Origin of the sequence: Lysinibacillus fusiformis (assembly GCF_002845985.1) — a bacterium.
Classification (GTDB): domain Bacteria; phylum Bacillota; class Bacilli; order Bacillales_A; family Planococcaceae; genus Lysinibacillus; species Lysinibacillus fusiformis_D.
The window spans coordinates 1-21,867 of record NZ_PDFK01000006.1; the positions used below are offsets into that span (position 1 = coordinate 1).

The following is a 21,867-nucleotide window of genomic DNA, read 5'->3' on the forward strand; positions in this document are numbered from 1 at the left end:
GATATGGAGAAGTGATGAATGACAATCATCCTCCATAAAATAAGTAGCAAACACCTTCACTTTATTTGAAAACCTTTGCTAAAAAGGTACCATTTTTGTGGGTTGGAGTGGAAGGCTACTTGACTCCCATGGGATAGCGAGACAGGCGAGCCCATGCACGGAGGAAGTGGCTCAGCGCTCGCCCACAGGAAAGCAAGTAGCCTGCAACGGAAATCCATTTTCATCTTTCACAAAAATTTTATGGATGGTTTTGTTTTTCAACGCTATGCAAAGAAAGCCCTCATAGAGCTTTCTTTTGAAAATTATTTCACGAACCATTTTTCAAGATCATCATATTTCAGCAGGTTAGCTGTGATAGCTCCAGACTGCCAATATGTTCGATCCGCAATATAGACATGCCCATTTTTAACAGCAGGTACTGTTTTCCATAGTGTACTATCTAACCATTTAATCGCTTCTTGATTTTCTTCAGAATCCCAAGTGCCATTTGAAGGGAAAAGGATGATATGATCCGCATCTAGCTCTGGAATAGCCTCTTCAGATAAGACTTCATGAAACTCTGTCATATCACGTGCTAACGGATGTGGTGTCAAGCCCGTTTCTGTGTAAATATAGCCAGTGTAGCGATTTTTAATGCCAAATAAAGCTAATGTATTATCTGCGACATTTAGACGTACAACAGCAACTGTTTCGTCTCCAATTGATTCATCTAATTTTGCTTTTAAATCGAATACACGTTGCTCATATTTGTCAACGATTTCCTTTGCTTTATCAGGAATATTTAAAACATCAGCTATTGTTTTTACAATTTCACGTGGATTTTGTAGAATATCTTCTTTTAAGCGGTAAGTAGGTGCAATCTTTGAGTATTCTTCATATTTTGCCTTATCCGCGGCGCCATCCACAATGATTAAATCAGGCTTAGCTTGTAGTAATGTTTCCATACTACCAGTAATGTCGAACTCAGGAACATCTAATCCTAAATAGTCCTGTTTACCCCATGATGGGTGATACCATTGCACAATAGGTTTTACATCCAAGGCAGTTAAATAATCCTCCATATAGATAGCAGCTACACGCTGTGGGTTTGTAGGAATTTCTACTTTTCCAAACTCATCTTCTACAATTCTTGTATCTTTAGTTGATTGATCTTCTTTCGCTGTATCCTCTTTTACTTCATTTGAGCCACAGGCACCTAACACGAACATTAGTGCAAGTAAAAGGACAAATGAAAAATATCGACCTCTACGCATTGCTATTCACTCCTATTAATTTACTAAAACAGTAAGAATGTCATCTTAACCTAGAATGATAATCATTCTCGTTTGATTCAAGTAAATTATAGGACACAACATATCAACAAACAATACACATTCTCTACTTCTTTTTTATACAAAATGAAATTTGACTTCCTATTGTTTTTTATTATCGAAAATGTACCAGACTAATGTAACAATTGCTGCAAGCATAACCATTAAAAATCCATACAAGGGAGTATGCGCTAATGATTGATGGTGAATAATAAAGCCCCCAATATAGGACCCTAAAAATATACCAATGTTGAAGGCAGAAATATTTAATGCTGAGGCCATAGAAATAGCTGATGGTACATATTTTTCAGACAGTAGAACAGCATATAGCTGCAATCCTGGGACATTCATAAACATAAATAAGCCCATTACTAATACCATGATTAATCCGATAATAGGTGATTCGAGCATGAAGCCAATGCCGAGCAACGCCAAGGCAAGTCCTACAAAAATAATAAAGATAGAACGTAGCGGATTATGATTAGCAAAATGACCACCTAATGTATTACCGATCGCAACGCAAATACCATAGACCACTAAAATAATGACTACTGCATGAGGAGAATACCCCATATATTGCTCTAAAATAGGTGAAATATATGTGTAGACAACAAAGGCACCACCGTATCCAATTGCGGTAATGAACAATATTAAAATCATGCGAATATTGCCTAATACTTTGCCAATATCACGAATAGAGATAGGATTGCTTTTCGACAATTGGTTAGGTACTAAGATCGCATTACTAATTAAACCGATAATCCCAATGACGACGATAAAGATGAACGACATCCGCCAGTCTGTTACTTGACCAATAAATGTACCAAGTGGAACACCTGTTACAGTAGCCAAAGTTAAGCCTGTAAACATAAAGGCAATAGCACTGGCTCGTTTATTTGGTTCCACTACATCAGCCGCTATGACGGAAGCGATGGACATAAACACACCGTGTGCTAATGCTGAAATAATACGTCCGATTAATAATAAAGAGAAATTAGGTGCTAAAGCGACTGCTAAGTTACCTACTATAAAGATGGTCATGACAAGCAATAATACGGTTTTTCGACTAAGGCGTGATGTTAAGGCTGTTAATAATGGAGCTCCAACAGTTACCCCTAGTGCATATATAGAAACGGTTAAGCCAGCTGTGCTTAGAGAGATACCAAAGTCATCTGTAATTAATGGTAGAAGTCCAACGCTGATAAATTCAGTGGAACCTATACCGAATGCACTGATTGCAAGAGCTAGTAAGGTTAATTTAGCACTTGACTCTTTTGATTTTGACATACTATTAAAATCTCCTTTGATTTTTTTTATTGTGTGTAGTACTATTCATACATACCTAAAAGATATGTACGGTACTTTTAGTTACTTTTGAATATTACAGGGGGTCACAATGCAAAAAGTTTATAATATTGGTGTTGAAGCTACGCTTGAAGTTATCGGCGGTAAATGGAAACCAGTCATTCTTTGTCATTTAAACCACCATGGTAAAATTCGAACAAATGAGTTTCGCCGATTAATTCCGGGTATTTCTCAAAAAATGCTTACAAGTCAATTAAGAGAGTTAGAGCAGGCTGGATTAATTCATCGAAAGGTCTTCAATCAAGTACCACCAAAAGTCGAATATTCATTAACGACCTATGGACAAGGGATGGAACCTATTCTGAACATGCTTTGCACTTGGGGCGAAAAGCATGTTGAATTATTACAGGATAAAGGTGAAGATGTACTGTTAAAACAACGTGATGAAGATATCGCAATGCAGCAAACATCGTAATGAGGGGAGAAAGAGACTGTCACATGTAAGACAGTCTCTTTTCCTCTTTTTATGCTTATAGAGCAAAGTCGAATTCATTTGGATTCGGTCCGACACGCTGTTCAAGATTCATCGCATTGATTGTAGCCATTTCTTCGTCTGTTAGAAGGAAGTCGAAGATATCAGCATTTTGTAGCATGCGTTCTCGACGCACAGATTTTGGAATCGCAATAATGCCGTTTTGTACATCCCAGCGCAAAATAACTTGAGCATTAGATTTTCCATATTTTATTGCGATTTTCGAAATCGTTTCATCTTCAAGAAGCCCACCTTGCATTAAAGGTGCCCAAGCCTCCAGTTGAATTTGGTGGTTATTACAGAATGAATGAAGCTCAGCTTGCTGTAAGCGTGGATGAAATTCCACTTGATTGATAACAGGCTTAATGCGAGCAAATGATAGTAAGTTTTGCAAGTGTGAGGCTGTGAAATTACATACGCCAATTGCTTTTATCTTACCTTGATCATATAAGTCTTCTAGAGCCTTCCAAGAGTCAGTATATTTATCTTTACCTGGCCAATGAATAAGATAAAGATCTAGATAATCTAAACCCAGTTTTTCTAAACTCTTTTCATAGGCTGTAATAGTTTCCTCATAGCTTAATCCATCGTTCCACACTTTTGATGTAATAAACAGGTCTTCACGTTGTAAACTAGTGGATGTTAGTGCCTGTTTAATACCTTCTCCTACACCTTCTTCATTGCCATAAATAGCAGCTGTATCGATGCTTCGATAGCCGACCTCGATGGCGTTTTTGACCATTTCTGCAGTAGCGCCATTCGCTACTTGGAAAACACCTAAACCCATACCAGGCATTTGTAAGCCATTATTTAATGTGATTGTATCTTGTAAATGAGTAATCATTTTTATTCCTCCAATATGTGAGTTTGCTTGATTGCTTTTTCATTATGATGTTTCGATAAGGTGAAAAAAAGTACGCACATTTTTGTTTCATAGAAACGTCGAGGTAACTTTTGTGAGTTGACAATGGTTAGAGGAATAAAAAATTTTGCTATTAAACAAAATGGTAAGCCCCTAATTGGTCACGCATCTTCTAATCAGAAAAATATGGGGCGCTATGGAATGACAATTGCCTGTACAAAGAGTATTTGGACTGAAGTAAATGAATGACTTTTTTTCTGTAATAAAGGGAATTTTTGTTGGATAGCGAATTTAAATTAAAAATAGTAAAACTTTATAAAGGGGAATTGGAAGATGAATCGGTTAAATTTAATCACATTAGGTGTTATAGATATGGTGGAATCACTAGCATTTTATCGAGAGGGGCTTGGCTTTGAGATAGTCGTGTACGGGGATGAAACGAATCCAGATGTGATGTTCTTTAATAATGGAGGAACGAAAATATCGCTTTTTCCAATTGAACGCTTAGTCAAAGACATCAATGAAGCCAACCCACCAGAAATTGGCCGTGGCTTTGGCGGAATTACACTTGCCTATAATGGTAAAACAAAAGAAGAAGTGGATCGTGTATTTGCATTAGCAAAAGAGGCTGGAGCGACAATTGTGAAAGAGCCAGAAACTGTGTTTTGGGGAGGCTATAGTGGCTATTTCCAAGATCCAAATGGCTACTACTGGGAAGTAGCCTATGGTGACATGTGGCAGTTTGATGAAAATGATATGCTGATTATTCAATAATAATCCAAAAAGAGAGCAAACTAGAAACATTAGTTTGCTCTCTTTTGCATGAACTGTTAAATATCCTAAGTTTTGAGCAGCTTTAGACAAGTAAAGAATCTTTTCATCCACAGGGCAGTAGGATTTTGTATGTATACCTGCCTATTCCCACAATTAATAAGATTTTACCCTATAATAACCATGTATGGGATTTATATTGTTTTTAATTTCTAATTAAATGTATAATGCAAAATATGGTATTTTAATATAATTTTTAATTAGTAAATAAGGAGGGTGACCATTGATTCGTATATTGTACATAGAAGATGAAAAAGAAATAGGGCAATGGGTCAGTAAGGAATTAACTGAAAGAGGCTATGAAGTAACCTGGTTAGAGTCTGGAGAAGGTCTTGAGCAACATATTGCCTCAAAGGATATTGCTATATTGGATGTGATGCTACCTGGCTTAGATGGTTTTTCCATTGGTAAAAGAATTAAACGAGAAAATAAGGACTTACCAATATTAATGTTATCAGCTCGAACGGCTATTGAGGATAAAATTGAAGGGCTCCACTTCGCTGATGATTATGTAACAAAGCCATTCCACCCCGATGAACTAGTAGCAAGGCTTGAAGTATTACTGAGAAGATATCAAAAAAATGATGATGTCCTAGCATTGCAGCACCTAAAAATTTATACGAAAGATATGCGAATTATCAATACATTGGATGAAGAAGAAATTCTTTTGACTGGTAAACAATTTTATTTATTGCAGTATTTTATACGTCACCTCAATCAAATTTTAACCAAGGAACAACTCTATGAGGGTGTTTGGGGTGAGAGTTATATAGAAGGTGATAAAACATTGATGGTACATATCCGTTACTTAAGAGAAAAGATTGAAGTAAATCCTGCAAAGCCTCTGATTATCGAAACAATTCGAGGTATAGGCTATAGGGTGAAGCTATGAAATTTTTCCGATCACTATTAGCAAAATATATGCTAATTATTTTATTAGCCATATCAATTGTGCAAATATCCTATCTGGGTGTTGCGATTTTCGTGTTAGGCATTACAAAAACAGCATCCGGAGAATTTTCAAGTGATGTTCTTCTGGAAAGTGAAATCGAGGAGCAATGGCATACAGAGGCCAACAGCATAAAACAAGCTTCAGATAATACTATTGCCGAGTTTTTTCAAAAATGGCAAGAGCAATATCCTACAGCCTCTATGTTTTGGGTAAGTGAAGAGGGCAATCTCCTGACTTCTGTCAATGTGAAGGAGCAGTTACCAACAAAATGGACACCAGCCTATACAACTCAATTTATAAAGGAACGCTATGGAGGTAATCCATTTACTGTTATGGCTTTCTTAGGCGGTGATGTATCAAATGGCTTTATTGTATTAGAGATTTCAAGGGAAGCCTTTAATCCACCGCTTATTAAGGTCTATGATAACTATGGTAGCTTCTTACTTTTTGGTGTAATTGCCGTTATTTTATTTTTTATTGTCGTTTCGCTTTTATTTTTCAAAGGAATCCGAAAAAGATTATTACATCTCCAAGAGGCCATGGAGATACGTGATGTAGACGGTCTACCTATTGAGATTCATGTGAAAAAGCGGGATGAAATTGGGCAATTAGAGCATAGCTTTAACAGAATGGTTTGCGAGCTGAGAGATAGTAAACAGCGTCAACAGAAGGAAGAACAGCTAAGACGGGAACTGATTGCCAATTTATCACATGATTTACGGACACCGTTAACAAAAGTAAGAGCTCAGTCCTATACGATTAGCAAAGAAACCTTGTCAGAGGAAGGCAAACAAGCTTTGAAGGCAATGGAAACATCGATAGTGAATATTGATGCTTTAATCGAAAATCTAATGTCCTATACATTGTTAATGGCAAGTAAATATAATTTCGAACCGAAAAACATCAATGTTATTCGGTTTGTGCGGGAACATCTAACAACCTGGTATCCAGTTTTTGAGCGAGAAAGTTTTACGATCGACATTGAACTGCAAGCATTTGAACCTAATGAATGGCGTGTTGATCCATTATGGTTAGGACGAATATTTGATAATATATTCCAAAATGTATTGCGTCACGCTAACAGTGGGAAGTATATAAAGGTGACAACGGAATCAACGGAGAGCTACAGAGCATTTCTGATTGAGGACCATGGTCAAGGGATGAAAAATGAATCGAATGCTAAGGGGGCAGGAATTGGTTTATCCATTGTCGATGTAATGGTAAAGGGTATGTGCTTAGAATGGGACATAAACTCCAATCACTTGGGCACAAAAATTATTATAAAAAATGTGATTCAATCTGCGAAGCTTGGGAAGTAAAAGCTCGCAGATTTTTTTATGTTGATGCAACAATTTTTTTGTATCGAAAGCGTTGCGGCAGAAAAAGAAAGGCTCTTATAAAAAGAGTAGAAGTTTTTTAAACAAAATTTAAACTTGGTCCATACCTGTTTTTAACCTTTTCTTCTTATGATAGTAAATGAGGTGAGAACATTGGAATATATCGTACAAACACAAAACTTATCAAAACACTTTGGGAAAGAGCAAGCTGTATCAAATATGAATTTACAAATACAAAAAGGTGAAATATACGGATTTTTAGGGCCAAATGGAGCAGGGAAAACGACTACCATTCGTATGCTTCTTGGTTTAATGAAGCCTTCCACAGGTACCATTAAAATTTTTCAAAAAGACATTACGAAGGAGCGTATTCAAATCTTAGCCAATGTAGGTTCATTAGTAGAGAATCCTTCCTACTACCCACACTTAACAGCATATGAGAATTTGGAGGCACTAAGAAAAATAGTAGGTGTACCGAAATCTCGAATCGATGAAGTTCTCGAAATTGTCCGTTTGAAGGAAGCTGCTAATAAAAAGGTAAAGGGCTTTTCGTTAGGGATGAAGCAACGTCTAGGTATTGCTGCTTCTCTACTGCATAATCCTGAATTACTTATTTTAGATGAACCAACGAATGGTCTGGATCCTTCAGGAATTATTGAAATTCGTAATTTAATTAAAAGGCTACCAAAGGAATACGGCATGACTATTATTATTTCCAGCCATTTATTATCAGAGATCGATCAAATGGCGACTCAAGTAGGGATTGTTTCTAAGGGGAAATTGATTTTCCAAGATTCTATTGAGGCGATGCGTAGGTTTGCTCAACCAAAGATTCTATTTAAAGTGAACAATGGTGAAAAAGGATGGCGCTCTCTATTAGCCCATGGCATTAAAGCAGATTATCAAGATGGGGTTATTTTATTAGAGGAATGCTCAGATGAAAAAGTTGCTCATATTGTCCATGTTCTTGTTCAGGAGGGTATTTCAGTATTCCGAGTGGAGGAAGAGAAACGCTCATTGGAGGATATATTCCTGCAAATGACGATGGGAGAGCAGGCGATATGATGGGCAAGCTGTTAACTGCTGATTTTTTAAAAATCAAACGCAAAGGATTATGGTTTTTAACGCTCTTAGGTCCCTTAGGTGTTGTCGCTCTACAAATGGTCAATTATGGAGTAAGAAAGGATTACCTCTTACAGCAAAGTGAAGATGATTGGGGCTATTATTTACTAAATGTTCATTCATTTACACCGCTTGCCATTGTGTTGGGCATTGCCATTTTAACGTCCTTCATGGCGAGTATTGAAAACGAGACTAACGCTTGGAAGCAGCTTATCGCATTACCTGTATCCAAATTAACTGTGTATTTATCTAAATATACTGTGTTAGCTATTCTACTATTTTTGTCTTCAACACTACTCATGATTTTTACGCTGAGTTATGGGCTGTTTTTAAATCTAGGTGAATCTATTCCTTATATGGAGTTAGTTAAATTTAGTTACTTCCCTGCGCTTGCAGCATTGCCTATTTTGGCACTTCAATTGTGGATTGCGAGTGTAAGCCATAATCAAGGAATTCCTATTACAGTAGGCATTTTTGGGGTGATATTTGCTTATTCCTCCTATGTTCTACCTGACTGGATGATATGGAAATGGCCATCATTGATGAACCACTGGGATGAGCCGATAATCAATGTCATGCTAGGTGTAGGGATTGGTATTTTACTCTATATTGCTGGCATGGTCGATTTTGCAAGAAGGGACGTGAAATAATGAACGCTTTACTGCAAGCTGAATGGTTTAAATTGCGTAAATCAAAAATGGTACCTATTATTTTGGCGGGGCCCATGATTGGGCTTTTCATTGGACTATCAGCAAATTTAGAGGACAATATGCAGGGACTGGAAATAAATGAATGGTATATTGCCTTATTTTCAATGAATTTAACATACGCATTATTATTTTTACCTCTTATTACGGGCGTTTTTGCGAGTCTCATCTGTAGATATGAACATCAGTCTGGCGGATGGAAGCAGCTTTTAGCATTACCGGTAACGAGAGGGAAAGTATTTGTAGCAAAATATGTGTTAATTATGCTGCTTGTTCTAGCGATGCAGCTCTTGTATTTAGGCTCCATCTTTGCTGTAGGTATGCTGAAGGGCTATACAGATCCTTTTCCAATGGGAATCGTATGGAAAAGTATTGTTGGAGGATGGGTAGCAACATTGCCTTTAGTGGCCCTTCAATTATGGTTATCCATAATGTTTAAAAGCTTTGCTGCTCCATTTGCTGTCAATGTCATATTTACGTTGCCATCAATTTTAGCGGTGAACTCTGAACGAATTGGTCCATATTATCCCTGGGCACAGCCTTTTTCAATGATGTACATAGGTGGCAAGACAGACGATGTATTCTTTGTGCCATGGGAGCAATTATTAACAGTAGTAGGTGGTGGGTTCATCCTATTTTTCCTCGGAGGATATTACTATTTCCAACGAAAAGCCATTTAACACCTTAAAGGAGAATTGACATGAGAATAATGAAACGAAGCTTCCGATTTTTAACTGCATCAATGCTATTAGTAGCTTTAGCTGGATGTGGGCAGGGGGAGTCTATAAAAGATGTCTCGCAGTATACTAGTGAAATAAAAGATATCAATATCCCTGATGATGTAAAAATTATTGGGTTTGGAGAAGCAACACATGGCAATATCGAATTTCAAACATTAAAAAAAGACCTATTTAAAGCGATGATTAAGAATGAAAATGTCCATGTTTTTGTCTTAGAAGGAGATTTTGGTGGAGCCCAGCAGATTAATCAATTTATTTTAAACGGTGTTGGAACGGCGGAGGAAGCTATAAAGGCTCTTGATTATGGCATTTATAAAACAGAACAAATGATTGAACTTGTTCAATGGATGCATGATTATAACTTAACAGTCGATGAACAAGATAAAATTTATTTTTACGGAAATGATATGCAACGCTATGATTATAGCAAAAAGGGATTGCTTGATTATTATGCACAGGTACATGCTGACAATGCTAAGAAATTTACGACTGAGCTAGAGCATGTTTCCAACAAAACGATGAGAGATTTATCGAATAATCAGCTAATAGAGCTTGATAAAACGATTGATACAATCATCAACGATTTACAATCAAACAAGGCGATATATGAGAAAAAATCATCAAAGGATGCCTTCTCCTTTGCTGCTCAATATGCACAAATTATGAAGCAACGTACGCAATTATTTGTAAATGATGGAAACTATATGAATTTACGGGATGAATATTTGGCTGAAAATTTACAATGGATTGTGGAGTACGAAGCAACGCAAGGGCATGATAAAGTGTTAATGTCTGCTCATAACGGTCATATTGAGAAAACCTCTGCTTCGATGGCAGGCTATCAATCAATGGGACAATACTTAAATGAGCAATATAAAGAACACTATTTTGCGATTGGCACAGACTTTGTCAATAATACATTTCAAGCACAAAACGGCTCTGGTGAACGAAAGGAATATTCAATTGAACATCATAATGTGTTAGTGGATGCTTTTAGTGACATCGATAGCAACATCTTTTATGTGGATTTTGAAACTGCCAAACAATCGAAGGAGCTGGCAGATATCCTTTCCCAAAAGCAAAGAATGGGCAATATCGGTGATGATTTCCGTCCGTGGTATAAGCTAACACAAATGCTGTATACCATTAAAATGACACCTGAAGAGGCTTATGATGGTCTCATTGTTGTGCAAGAAGCAACACCAACAAAAATAATTGATTAAGTTAAATTTAGCAACTTCCATCAAAAAATCTCTTTCCTTCTTCAATATAATAAAGATGAGGTGAGTAACATGGAGTATAGTCAGGCAACACAAAGAACGATTGCCTATATCGAGGAGCAATTGATGGAAGAAATTTCACTTGAACGTCTTCCTAATAATGCTGGCTACTCGAAGTTCCATCTAAGTCGTATTTTTAAGCAGGAAACGGGGATTACGATTGGTGAATATATTCGTATACGTCGACTAGCCATGGCTGCGAGTTATTTGATGTACTCTAATGTATCGATATTAACCATTGCATTTACACTTCAGTTTCAATCACAAGAAGCTTTTACAAGAGCCTTTAAAGAAGTTTATGCATTACCACCAGGGAAGTATCGAAAATTGATGCAATCACTTAATATGTTGGAGGAGGAAAATTACATGGAAACAGTTGAACAGGTTAAAGGTTGGATGTTGAGTGGAGCGAATCCAGAATTATATAAATTTCATACAGATGACAAGGTGTTTCATTCAGGGAAGCGTTCAGGCGTATTGTATTCCACAGCTGCATCAGCAAATCAGGGACAATTTGCTACGATGATGCAGGGCTTTCAGGCTACTGACTATAAAGGAAAGCGCTTGAAAATGTCTTGCTATTTAAAGACGGCAGATGCCACAAAGTGTGGTGCATGGATGCGTATTGACAATGGTACGGGTGATACTATTCAATTTGATAATATGGATCAGCGTTCTGTGACAGGTTCTACTGAATGGAATCATTATTCTATTGTCTTAGACGTACCTGAAGAAGGTGACTCCATTTATTTTGGTGTGTTATTAATTGGTTCTGGGAAAGTATGGGCAGATGGTTTCCGATTTGAAGAGGTAGATGACAAAGTTCCAACAACGAATATGCTTTCACAGGAGCATTTACCAACCCATCCAGCTAATCTAGACTTTAGTATGGCTTAATGGAGGCAATGTAATCATCGATTGACTTTGTTTAACAACGTATTGTTTACCTCTAATTTGTTAAAACTAACAAAGAGGAGGTGTGAGACAATGGCACAAGAAATTCTTTGTGAAGTCAATAACTGCACATTTTGGGATTCTGGTAACAAATGTACAGCCGAAAAAATTTATGTTGTCAGCCAAAAGGGACAACATGCTTCCAACAGCGAGGAAACAGACTGTAAAACATTCGAACCTGAAACGCATTAATGCCAAAAGGGTAGCCATGTATATGGTTACCCTTTTTCCCTGTCTTTATTAATAAAAAATATCCACCTTTTCTTTACTAAATAAAAGTGCATGTGCATTGCTCACTTTTTCTTCCACATAATCTAACGAGTATTTACCAACGGAATCTGTTAAATCACCAATGGCCCGAGATAAATTATCGATAATTGGAATGAGTTTGTGTAATTCAGTACGGTCTTTGTCTTTGTGCATCTCATCCATGATTTCATATGCAAGACGCTGAATTTTCCTTAATCGCAATTTTTCAGATTGCATTGAATCCTCCTTATTAAGCAATTTAAGATGTCTCATTATATGAGCTACAATAAGGTTTCATGAATTTTTTTCTTTAGAAGTAATTGCTAGGACTTTGAAGGGCTGATGCAATTTCCCTTATGCCAACGTTGATTTTAGATTCCTCCACATTGGACACATTTAGCTTTAATATTCGCTCATGATCAAATGCATCTAAATAATTGCGGTTAATCGTATCTAGATAAATTTTGTGTTGCATCAAATGCTGAATAAGCTTTTGAGTATTGACCTGTCTTGGTAGAACGATATGGCTATGCATACAGACTTCTATTGATGCCTGATATTGGGCTAAATGCGTTGCTATGGATTGCTGAAGGCTATTCGCTCGGCTTGCATAAGCTTCGGTGACTTTCTTTTGATAACGTTCAAACATACCACTTTTCAAGTAAAGCTCTAAGGCAGCCTGTGAAATCATGGAGCTATCAATATCAGTGGTATTTTTGTACTGCTGAAATGTGTCAGTAAAGACATCTGGTAAAACGGCAAGTCCAATACGTAAGCCAGGAAACATGATTTTAGAAAAGCTTTTTAAATAGATAACATATTGCTGTGTATCATCTGTATAAATGGGATCTATTTTCGAATTTTGCTCGAAATCTGCCAAATAATCATCTTCAACAATGTAAACATTATATTGATAAGCAAGTTTACGGATTAGATCTTTTGTCTTTTTACTATAAGAAGTACCTAGAGGATTGTGCAGACGTGGCATCGTGTAAAAAAACTTTATGTCATGTTTACTAAAAATGCTTTCTAATTCATGTAAATCAATGCCATCCATTGTTCTTTTGATGCCGATTGCCGAAACTCCATAGGTTTTTAAATAATCCATATATAAATGGTAACTAGGTTGTTCCACTAAAATGGTTGAACGACCATTTGGAAATGGCATAATACTTAGCAAAGTCAGGGATTGCTGGACGCCAGAAGTAATAAAAATATTTTCTTCTTTTGCGAATACTTGATAGTTTGCTAATAATTTTTTCGCTTCTGTTATTAAAGATGGTAAGCCTTTTGGTGTTCCATATCTAAATAGATCTGTTTGGTATGTATCAATAGCTTTGTTTATACAATGTTGAAAATCCTGATATGGGAAAGCATTCCAACTGGGTGAAGATGTAGCAAAATCTATGTGATCTCTTTCCTGTGGTTGTAAGGGTAACTGATGGTCAACAACATAGTAGCCGCTTTTCGGTAATACATAGATAAGATGCTGATCCTCAAGTTTTTTTAAAGCAGTTAAAATAGTACTTTTACTACAGGAAAATTGCTGTGATAACTGGCGGATAGAAGGTAGTTTTGCCCCTGATTGAAGAGTACCTGCTTGTATTTGAGTCAGCAGCTGAGAATAAATCCATTCATATTTAAGCATAGACAGCCTCCAGCACATCTGTATCGGTACAGATGTGTTTTTTTCATATCGTCTATAGGTTCTCTTTTTAATACGATAACTATACCGGCCGGAATGATTTGAGAAGGAGCATTATCGTATGTCAGAAAAAAGAAAAGCCTATATAGCAGCGATTTCGTATGCATTTATCATTGGCCTTTCATTCATGTTTGTGAAAGTTACATTAACGGTGGCGAGTCCAACTGATATTTTAGCCCATCGCTTTACGTTTGCCTTCATCGGTATTGTTATTTTAATGGTATTTACGAAAAATAAGCTAACAATAAAAAAATATGATTTACTAAAAATTTTACCGTTAGCCATATTGTATCCCATTGTTTTTTTCACTTTTCAAGTGCTTGGGCTTGCTAAAATTTCCTCTTCAGAGGCTGGAATTATTCAAGCAACGATTCCTATTTTTACATTAGCACTAGCAGGTTTATTATTAAAGGAAAAAGCTACTCGTGGACAGCTCGTCTTCATTAGTTTATCTGTACTTGGAGTTATCTACATGCTAATTATGAATGGGGCCAATGCAACTACAGGAAATGTCATCGGCAGTGGACTTATTTTACTTTCAGCCCTTGCTGCGTCGCTTTATAACGTGTTTGCACGAAGGCTTACAAAGCAATATTCATTACTGATTTTAACGTATGTAATGACATTATGTGGATTTGTCATTTTTAATGGGGTGGCTCTTGGAAATCATCTGATGAATGGTACAATCGATGAATTTTTTCAGCCATTAACACATGTTGATTTTGTCATCGCGATTTTATATTTAGGGCTATTATCCTCGCTCGGTACGTCCTATTTATCCAATTATGCGTTATCTAAATTAGAGGCTTCTAAAATGAGTGTTTTTAGTAACTTTGCTACGCTCATTACAATACTTGCAGGCGTTTTGTTTTTACAGGAAGTCTTTCACCTTTATCACTTTATTGGTGGAATCATCATCATTATTGGCGTCATAGGAACAAATTATTTTGGGCAGAGGCAGGTAGTGTAATGAGAAAATACAGCCTTTTGCTATTAATAAGTTGTATATGGGGCTCTCAGTTTTTCTTCGTAGCATTAGTTACGAATGATGTGGGAGCTGTCACTTTATCTTTGTTAAAAGCTTTAATCGGTGCAATCTGCTTAAGTATTATGAGCTTATTTTTGAAAAAAGAAAACTACTTAGCAAATAGTAAATTATACATTGGGATTGCCATTTTTGAAGTAGTGATTCCCTTCGTCCTCATTGCGCAAGGTCAAAAATATGTATCCAGTAGTATTGCGTCTATGCTCATAGCAATTGTCCCGATTATCACGTCAGTTCTCTTTGTTTTTTTCTTTAATAAAAAAGTTAGTTCGTTTCAAACGATTAGCATTCTATTAGGCTTTTTGGGGATCATCATTCTTTCTTGGCCAATACAAGGGGTGAGTGGTTCAGGGACAGTATTAGGGAATGTGCTGCTACTATTAGCAGCACTGAGCTTTGCATTTTCGTTAATTTTAATGGAGAAGTTAGAGGGTGGTTCACCAATCGTTCATATGAGAAATGTTTTAGGAATTGCCACTGTGATTTTATTACCAATGGCATTTATCCTTGAACAACCATTACGATTAAGCATAAATGGGATTCAGGTCGTCTCCATTGTTATATTAGGCATTTTCCACGCAGGGATTGTGTATATGCTTTATAATCTTTTAATTAAAAGTGAGGGTGCTTTATTTGCCTCTTTTAGTAATTATATCGTTCCTGTAGTAGGTGTTCTACTTGGATATTTGATATTGAAAGAACCGTTATTAATCAAACATTTCATAGGGATATGTATTATTCTTTGTGCTCTTTTGTTGTCGAAAAGAAACAAGAAGTGAACGTTGGTTATAAAAAATCACCTCGATAGTGTACGAGGTGATTTCAGACTGTAGACAAGCTCGAAATAATGAAGAGCTTGTCATACATTATTTGAAAAATCTATAAATCAAAATAGTAATTTATTGTTGCTTTATTTTTATTCTTAAAATCATTTTATGATAAAGTGACAAAATCATATAGGCTATCATAGAAAACAGTCCAATGACAATTAAACTTATAGTAAAAGCATGTATATAATTTAACAAAGAAGCGCTCTCTAAACTTGTTCCTAAATAATAAGAAAATAGTATACTAATACCTGCGACTGCTAAGGAATTTGCTAAGTACATAAAGGTTGTAAATAGACCAGCAGCAACCCCCATATGAATCTTTGGAATGTTACCCAATATGGCATTTGCTAAAGGTGTTGTAGCAAGACCAAGTCCAAGGCCATAGACGAATAAAAGGATTATTGCATCAGTTCTGAGTAAATTATATTGCTCCATCCATAAAAAGAAGACAAGTAAAAAAGTACACATACTCATACATAATGCACCCATTTTTAAAACAATAAAACCATACTTATTAATAATTTTTGAAGAAATAATAGACGTTACAAAAAATCCAATTCCTATTGGTAGAAAAACTAAACTCGTTTCTCCTGTATCATACTTTAGGCCATATTGTAAAAAGTAACTAAGGATAAAGAAAAAGGCAAACATACTTAAGTAAATAGCTAGCACAGAACAAATGCCAAATACAAAAGGGCGATGCTTAAATAAACTTAGGTCTACGAGAGGTGATTGTTGAAGTTTTTGCTTAAATCGCTCAAGATAAATGAACAGAATAAGTACAACAAATGAAAGCAGTAGACAGCTAAAAATCCATGTTTGCCATCCTTGTTGTTGGACTTCGGATAAAGGATAAATAAGTAGAAATATACTAACCATTAATAAAATTGAACCCATCCAATCAATATGATTGGATTTCTTATCCGTTGACTCCGGTATAAAAGGGAGCAAAAGGAGTACTAGCATGCCAATTGGAACATTGAAAAAAAATACAGTTCGCCAACCGCCGTTAAATATATTCCATTGAACTAATAATCCCCCTAATATTAAGCCAAAGGTAAAGGCTACTCCAATGACAGCACCATACAAGCCGAAAGCTAAATTTTTTTCTCTAGGCGGAAAAATTTCCTGGATTGTTGATAAAACTTGAGGCTGAATAAGGGCTGCGGCTAAGCCTTGAACAAATCGAATCCCAACTAATAACAATGGGCTTGAAAGTATTCCTCCTAAGAAAGCAGTAAGGGTAAAGAACAATACGCCAATCCATAATATTTTTTTTCTACCGTAAATATCGCCTAGTTTACCTCCAATTATTAGAGCAGTTGCAAGCCCAACCGAATATCCTGAAAATAGTAATTGAGCGTGAGAAAAGGATATATGCAAGTCGTTTTGAATGGAAGGTAATGCAATTTGTATCATGTAAGTATTTAAGGAGATTAATAATGTTGGAAGTAATATCACCGCTAATGCCAACCATCTATATGAATAGAACGTACTTGATTTTTCTGATGAAATTGGATTCATAGATACTCCTCCTTATATTGATTGGTTGTCAGTCAAAAATAGCTTTAGTGATTAGGTAAAGCTGGATGATACGCAACGACTATATTATTCGTATCATTATTTTGATAGATACAACAGTCAACTTCATAAACCTCTTTTACTAATGAAGGTGTTAGTAGCTTCTCAGGCTTGCCATGTGTTAGTATGCGACCATTTTTTAGTACATATAAATATTCACAATACATGGCAGCAATAGATAGATCATGCAATGCGGCTAGTGTACCAATCTGTAATGATTGCACTAGTGATAAAATTTGAATTTGATATTTAATATCTAGGTGATTTGTAGGTTCATCTAAAATTAAAAACTGTGGTTCTTGAGCTAAGGCACGTGCGAGAATGACACGTTGCTTTTCACCACCAGAAAGATAAGAGAAATGTTTTGAAGCATAATGCTCTAAGTTTACTTTTCGTAATATGTTATCCACAAGTTCAATATCATTTTTTGTATCTGATTCTAACATTCTTTTATGTGGTGTTCTTCCCATCATCACCATATCACGTACAGTAAAGTCAAAATTCGAGTTGTTAAATTGTCCAACAACCCCCATTTTTTTCGCGATTTCTTTGGCAGAGGATTTAACAATATCTATATCATCTAAAAAAATCTTGCCACTAGTGGGTTTTATGACTTTATAAATGTTTTTTAATAGTGTTGATTTTCCACAACCATTCGGTCCAATAATGCCAACAAATTGTCCTTCTTTCACCTTTAGCGAAATACTTTTGATAATTTCAACATCTGATACTGCGAATGAAACATTTTCTACATCTAATTCCATATTAGTTACCCCCAAAACCATATTTCTTTTTTATTAACATGTGCATAAATACTGGGGCACCTAATAATGAGGTTACGATGCCAATTGGTAATTCGCTGTTAGGAATGATTGACCTTGCTAATAAATCTGTCCAGATTAAAAAGATAGCCCCTACTAAAATAACAATAGGTAGTAGTTGTTGATGATTTGACCCTGTAAAGATGCGTACAATATGTGGAATGATAAGCCCAACAAAGCCAATGATTCCACATGTTGAAACTATAATGCCTGTCAAAGCGGCAGAAATAACTAAAAATACTTTTCGATAAGTATTTATATTAATACCTAATGTCATAGCAGCATCATCTCCCATAAGCATTGCATTCATAATGCGCCATTGGGAGAGGAAAAATACAGCTATAATAATAATAGTAGTAGCGATTAAAGGCAGGTCATCCCAATCAGCAGTGGACAAACTCCCCATTGTCCAAAATGATACTGAACGTACACCTTCCGCATCTTTAGCAAAATATATAAATAGATTAGATAGAGCTGTAAATAGTGCATTGACAACAGTTCCGGCTAGAATAAGTTTAATAACAGACATTTTTTCCCCAATACTTGATAGCAGCAATACTAGAAATGTTGCCAATAACGCACCTAGAAACGCCCAAATCATTAAATTTGATTCTCCAAAAAGGCTGAGCTGATACCCTAATATGATAGAGAATGTTGCACCTAGTGAAGCACCTGAGGAGATACCAAGTAAATAAGGATCTGCAAGTGGATTCTGAATGGTTGCTTGCATCACACTACCGCAAAGTGCCAAACCACTCCCGACGAATAGTGCTAATAAAACTCTGGGAAAACGAATTTGCCATATGATTTCAAGTGTCATGTTAGAAATAGTTGTATCTATATGACCTATGTTTATTCCTGTAATTTGATATAAAACAATTTTGCAAGAATCAAGAAATGGTATACTGACTTGTCCTATGGAAACAGAAGCAATTATAGAAATGAAAACTAGCACTATCAAAAATAGAAGTAGGGTAAAAAAAGAAAATTTACTTTTGAGCATTTTTTTTCACTCCATTAACTATTTCAGGGTTGATAAATGCAGCTACTTCCTCATATAAATCAGCAATCTCAATACCACCATTTATAGCTCCTGTATATTCTACGGCCATAACTTCATTATTTTGAATGGCTTTTACAGTTCGAAGCTTTTTATCATTCATTAAATTATTTTTTGTTTTTTCTTGATCAGGCTCTTGGAATTCTGTGATGATAATTTTATCTGGATTTGCTGCAATAATTGCCTCTGTTGAAAGCTCAATATAGTCTTCTTTCGAAAGTTCTAAATATGTAGCGCCTGCACCTTCAATCATCTCGTCAATCATGGCCCATTTTGGTGAGAAGTAGAAATACTTACCTCTAGCGCCACTTATCAATAGGACAGTAGGCTTTTCTTTAGAATCCTTAACTTTAGAAGTAATGGCATCTATGCGTGTTTGTTGTTCAGTTAGATATTTGTTCGTTTTATCTTCTATATTAAAAACCTTCCCAAATGTTTGAATTTCCTCAAAGTAAATATCTATGCTACGTCCTATTGTAAAGTTGGTGGAAGAAACAACAGGCAGTCCACGGTTGTTCCAAGAAGGGATACTTCCAATTAATTCTTCTCTAAATGCAGAAGCAATAGAGTAGATTAAATCAGGTTCTAGAGCCATGATAGCCTCCTTAGCTGGCCACATTTCACTAACTAAAGGTAGTTTGTCAATGTCATCTTTGTAGTCTGAATTTGTTAAATCACTATATGCAAATCCAACGACTTTTTCTTGCTGTCCAAACTTAACTATTAACTCTGCTACAGCTGAACCGATGACCATCACTTTCTCGGGAGCATTGGGGATAGTCTGAGAGATTTTCTGTCCTTCATAAGTGTAGGTATCTAGTGTTAATGGATAGTTTCCATTAATAGTTGTATTGTCTTTTTTCTCAGAAATAGTTTCCTGTGATTGTGCACAACCTAAAATCAGCAATATAAGTGTGAAACCTAATAGAGAAAGGGTTTTTTTTAACATTTAAATCCTCCTAAAAATTAGTATTTGACTGACAGTCACTCAATAATGTTTCACAATATTTCTTCTCACTCTGATCATTTGACTAGTTATTAGTCAAATGCTTAAATGAAAAAAGGGGGTAGTTCAGAAAATGATTAGAGTAACAAAAAGTGCATCAGAACGACGAAATGAGATTTTAGATACAGCAGAGTCTCTTTTTAGTGAAAAAGGTTATGAAAAAACCTCAACTACTGATATAACTAAAAGGATGGGAGTAGCACAGGGAACGCTGTACTATTACTTTAAATCCAAAGAAGCATTGGCAAATGCATTAATTGATAGGCAACTTAAAGGAATAAAGCAAGAATTTACAGAAGTCATCTATAATGAGACACTTACGGCGTATGAGAAAATTGCATGGATTTTTGTTTATGAGCTTGATGATCCAACAGGCCATGTCGAAATCTTTAAATATTTACAACATGATAGTAATGCTACTCTGCGTCAAATATTACATGTACAAACCATTTGTCAGTTTACGCCACTGCTAACAGATTTAAATATACAAGGCAATAAAGAGGGGCTCTTTCACATTGAAAATCCAACGCTAGTGGCAGAATTTTTCCTATCGACAATCCACCATTGGGTAGATTCATCGTTATTTAAATGGAATAAAGATGAACGTATTGCTAGAATTAAAGCCATTCAATCTACGTTCGAACATTTATTCGGAGTCCCTCATGGAAAATTTGATTTATCCCTCCTAAGACAAACTGTGAAAGTTAAATTTAATTATTGAGTGAAAGCATCTTAAATGATAATCAATATCAATTAAGATGCTTTTATTATAATTATTGACTGACAACCTGTCAAATTGTTTTTATTAGATCGAAGCTAGAAATGATATGGAGTTAACGCATAAAAATTTGGAAAATGAACTTCTATGTATTGTAACTGTTTGTTATTATTTTTAAAGTACAGCGAGTATGGTGCAAATTTTCCATCATACCTTTTTAATTAGGGAGGACAACAATACTATGGAGAAGATTTTTCAAGAAATATTGGAATCGATCAGATTTGCTGATAAAAGGATTATTATTGGCATTTCAGGTCATGGAGCTGCAGGAAAAACAACATTTGCTGAAAAGCTTTTAAAAGTTTTAAATCAAGCTGAAGTGAATTATTTGAATACTGATCCTTATATTGTTAGTTCAGATATTCGCAAACAGACAATGATTAATTATACATATCAAAATGTAAATCATCGTTTTAAAATGACCGCTTGTCATCCCGCTGCCCATCACCTTCCTTCATTGGAAAGAGATGTTCAGATGATAAGAGCAGGGCTGGATTTATTGACAATCGGTACACATTATATGAAAAGCACATTAATTTCTTCAAAAAAACAGATCACGATAGTAGAAGGAATGAGTGTAGCATTTATAGATCCAGAGTTATTGGATTTCAAAATTTATTTTTATACAGATGGGGCTACAGAGCTTAAGCGAAGATCAGATCGTGATGTACTTGATAGAGGGACAGATATAAATTATTTAAAACAATCACATGATGAACGACGTATTCAATATGAATTATTTATGCATCCATATTGCCAACATTTTGATATGGTTATTAAAACAGAGGATGATGAAATCCTTATTGAAAAAAATACACTTGTAAAATAAATGAGAGCCTTCTACTAATCAATTAGTGGAA

The 21,867-nt window shown here is 35.7% G+C and carries 23 protein-coding genes; 14 read left to right on the forward strand and 9 right to left on the reverse strand.

Going from position 1 to position 21,867, the window contains the following annotated elements; genetic code table 11:
- Nucleotides 1-302: 302 nt before the first annotated feature.
- Together CRI88_RS17110 and CRI88_RS17115 are read right to left on the reverse strand one after the other, a co-directional pair.
- Nucleotides 303-1,253, reverse strand: a complete 951-nt coding sequence (locus CRI88_RS17110; protein ID WP_058843865.1) for an ABC transporter substrate-binding protein — start codon at nt 1,251-1,253, stop codon at nt 303-305.
- 159 nt (nt 1,254-1,412) lie between these two features.
- Nucleotides 1,413-2,597, reverse strand: coding sequence for an MFS transporter (locus CRI88_RS17115; RefSeq protein ID WP_058843866.1), 1,185 nt, complete (start codon nt 2,595-2,597; stop codon nt 1,413-1,415).
- A gap of 109 nt (nt 2,598-2,706) precedes the next feature.
- Here CRI88_RS17115 and CRI88_RS17120 point away from each other — a divergent pair, with 109 nt between their 5' ends.
- Nucleotides 2,707-3,090, forward strand: coding sequence for a winged helix-turn-helix transcriptional regulator (locus CRI88_RS17120; protein ID WP_036128717.1), 384 nt, complete (start codon nt 2,707-2,709; stop codon nt 3,088-3,090).
- Between the two features lie 55 nt (nt 3,091-3,145).
- On the opposite strand, the gene CRI88_RS17125 is transcribed toward CRI88_RS17120, so the two are convergent.
- Complete coding sequence (locus tag CRI88_RS17125) at nt 3,146-3,991, reverse strand: aldo/keto reductase (protein WP_058843867.1); 846 nt, start codon at nt 3,989-3,991, stop codon at nt 3,146-3,148.
- 351 nt (nt 3,992-4,342) lie between these two features.
- On the opposite strand from CRI88_RS17125, the gene CRI88_RS17130 reads away from it, so the two are divergent.
- From CRI88_RS17130 to CRI88_RS17170, 9 genes are all read left to right on the forward strand, one after another.
- The gene (locus CRI88_RS17130) at nt 4,343-4,783 is read left to right on the forward strand and encodes a VOC family protein (RefSeq protein ID WP_058843868.1); all 441 of its coding nucleotides are present in this window, start codon (nt 4,343-4,345) and stop codon (nt 4,781-4,783) included.
- 280 nt (nt 4,784-5,063) lie between these two features.
- Nucleotides 5,064-5,732: a response regulator transcription factor gene (locus tag CRI88_RS17135; protein ID WP_101966882.1), complete on the forward strand. Its 669-nt coding sequence runs from the start codon at nt 5,064-5,066 to the stop codon at nt 5,730-5,732.
- Nucleotides 5,729-7,111, forward strand: a complete 1,383-nt coding sequence (locus CRI88_RS17140) for a sensor histidine kinase (protein ID WP_101966883.1) — start codon at nt 5,729-5,731, stop codon at nt 7,109-7,111. Before CRI88_RS17135 ends, CRI88_RS17140 begins: the two co-directional genes overlap by 4 nt.
- 171 nt (nt 7,112-7,282) lie before the next feature.
- A complete protein-coding gene (locus tag CRI88_RS17145; protein WP_058843870.1) occupies nt 7,283-8,194 on the forward strand; it encodes an ABC transporter ATP-binding protein in 912 nt (303 codons plus the stop codon).
- Nucleotides 8,191-8,901: an ABC transporter permease gene (locus tag CRI88_RS17150; RefSeq protein WP_036128706.1), complete on the forward strand. Its 711-nt coding sequence runs from the start codon at nt 8,191-8,193 to the stop codon at nt 8,899-8,901. The genes CRI88_RS17145 and CRI88_RS17150 overlap by 4 nt, the downstream gene beginning before the upstream one ends.
- Complete coding sequence (locus tag CRI88_RS17155) at nt 8,901-9,638, forward strand: ABC transporter permease (RefSeq protein WP_089933701.1); 738 nt, start codon at nt 8,901-8,903, stop codon at nt 9,636-9,638. Before CRI88_RS17150 ends, CRI88_RS17155 begins: the two co-directional genes overlap by 1 nt.
- Before the next feature lie 20 nt (nt 9,639-9,658).
- A complete protein-coding gene (locus CRI88_RS17160; RefSeq protein WP_231745009.1) occupies nt 9,659-10,921 on the forward strand; it encodes an erythromycin esterase family protein in 1,263 nt (420 codons plus the stop codon).
- Between the two features lie 69 nt (nt 10,922-10,990).
- Complete coding sequence (locus CRI88_RS17165) at nt 10,991-11,875, forward strand: helix-turn-helix transcriptional regulator (RefSeq protein WP_058843872.1); 885 nt, start codon at nt 10,991-10,993, stop codon at nt 11,873-11,875.
- A gap of 90 nt (nt 11,876-11,965) precedes the next feature.
- Nucleotides 11,966-12,124, forward strand: a complete 159-nt coding sequence (locus tag CRI88_RS17170) for a DUF1540 domain-containing protein (protein WP_004231699.1) — start codon at nt 11,966-11,968, stop codon at nt 12,122-12,124.
- Between the two features lie 48 nt (nt 12,125-12,172).
- On the opposite strand, the gene CRI88_RS17175 is transcribed toward CRI88_RS17170, so the two are convergent.
- Nucleotides 12,173-12,418, reverse strand: coding sequence for a hypothetical protein (locus CRI88_RS17175; RefSeq protein ID WP_036128699.1), 246 nt, complete (start codon nt 12,416-12,418; stop codon nt 12,173-12,175).
- Nucleotides 12,419-12,491: 73 nt separating this feature from the next.
- Nucleotides 12,492-13,829: an aminotransferase-like domain-containing protein gene (locus CRI88_RS17180; protein ID WP_058843873.1), complete on the reverse strand. Its 1,338-nt coding sequence runs from the start codon at nt 13,827-13,829 to the stop codon at nt 12,492-12,494.
- Between the two features lie 118 nt (nt 13,830-13,947).
- On the opposite strand from CRI88_RS17180, the gene CRI88_RS17185 reads away from it, so the two are divergent.
- The gene (locus tag CRI88_RS17185) at nt 13,948-14,856 is read left to right on the forward strand and encodes a DMT family transporter (protein WP_058843874.1); all 909 of its coding nucleotides are present in this window, start codon (nt 13,948-13,950) and stop codon (nt 14,854-14,856) included.
- A complete protein-coding gene (locus CRI88_RS17190; RefSeq protein WP_058843875.1) occupies nt 14,856-15,710 on the forward strand; it encodes a DMT family transporter in 855 nt (284 codons plus the stop codon). The genes CRI88_RS17185 and CRI88_RS17190 overlap by 1 nt, the downstream gene beginning before the upstream one ends.
- 120 nt (nt 15,711-15,830) lie before the next feature.
- Here CRI88_RS17190 and CRI88_RS17195 read toward each other — a convergent pair whose 3' ends face one another.
- From CRI88_RS17195 to CRI88_RS17210, 4 genes are read right to left on the reverse strand one after another with little or no spacing between them, the layout of a single operon-like run.
- Entirely contained in the window at nt 15,831-17,285 is a 1,455-nt protein-coding gene (locus tag CRI88_RS17195; RefSeq protein ID WP_101966884.1) for an MFS transporter, read from the reverse strand.
- A gap of 44 nt (nt 17,286-17,329) precedes the next feature.
- On the reverse strand, nt 17,330-18,106 hold the full coding sequence (locus CRI88_RS17200; protein WP_058843877.1) for an ABC transporter ATP-binding protein: 777 nt from the start codon (nt 18,104-18,106) through the stop codon (nt 17,330-17,332).
- Between the two features lies 1 nt (nt 18,107).
- Nucleotides 18,108-19,166 carry a FecCD family ABC transporter permease gene (locus CRI88_RS17205; protein ID WP_036128690.1) on the reverse strand — a complete coding sequence of 353 codons (1,059 nt, stop codon included), beginning with the start codon at nt 19,164-19,166 and terminating at the stop codon, nt 18,108-18,110.
- A complete protein-coding gene (locus CRI88_RS17210) occupies nt 19,153-20,172 on the reverse strand; it encodes an ABC transporter substrate-binding protein (RefSeq protein ID WP_058843878.1) in 1,020 nt (339 codons plus the stop codon). The genes CRI88_RS17205 and CRI88_RS17210 overlap by 14 nt, the downstream gene beginning before the upstream one ends.
- Nucleotides 20,173-20,302: 130 nt before the next feature.
- Between CRI88_RS17210 and CRI88_RS17215 the strand changes: the two genes are divergently transcribed.
- Both CRI88_RS17215 and CRI88_RS17220 read left to right on the forward strand, forming a co-directional pair.
- Nucleotides 20,303-20,950, forward strand: coding sequence for a TetR/AcrR family transcriptional regulator (locus CRI88_RS17215; protein ID WP_058843879.1), 648 nt, complete (start codon nt 20,303-20,305; stop codon nt 20,948-20,950).
- Between the two features lie 238 nt (nt 20,951-21,188).
- A complete protein-coding gene (locus CRI88_RS17220; protein ID WP_036128684.1) occupies nt 21,189-21,836 on the forward strand; it encodes a uridine kinase family protein in 648 nt (215 codons plus the stop codon).
- Nucleotides 21,837-21,867 lie beyond the last annotated feature (31 nt).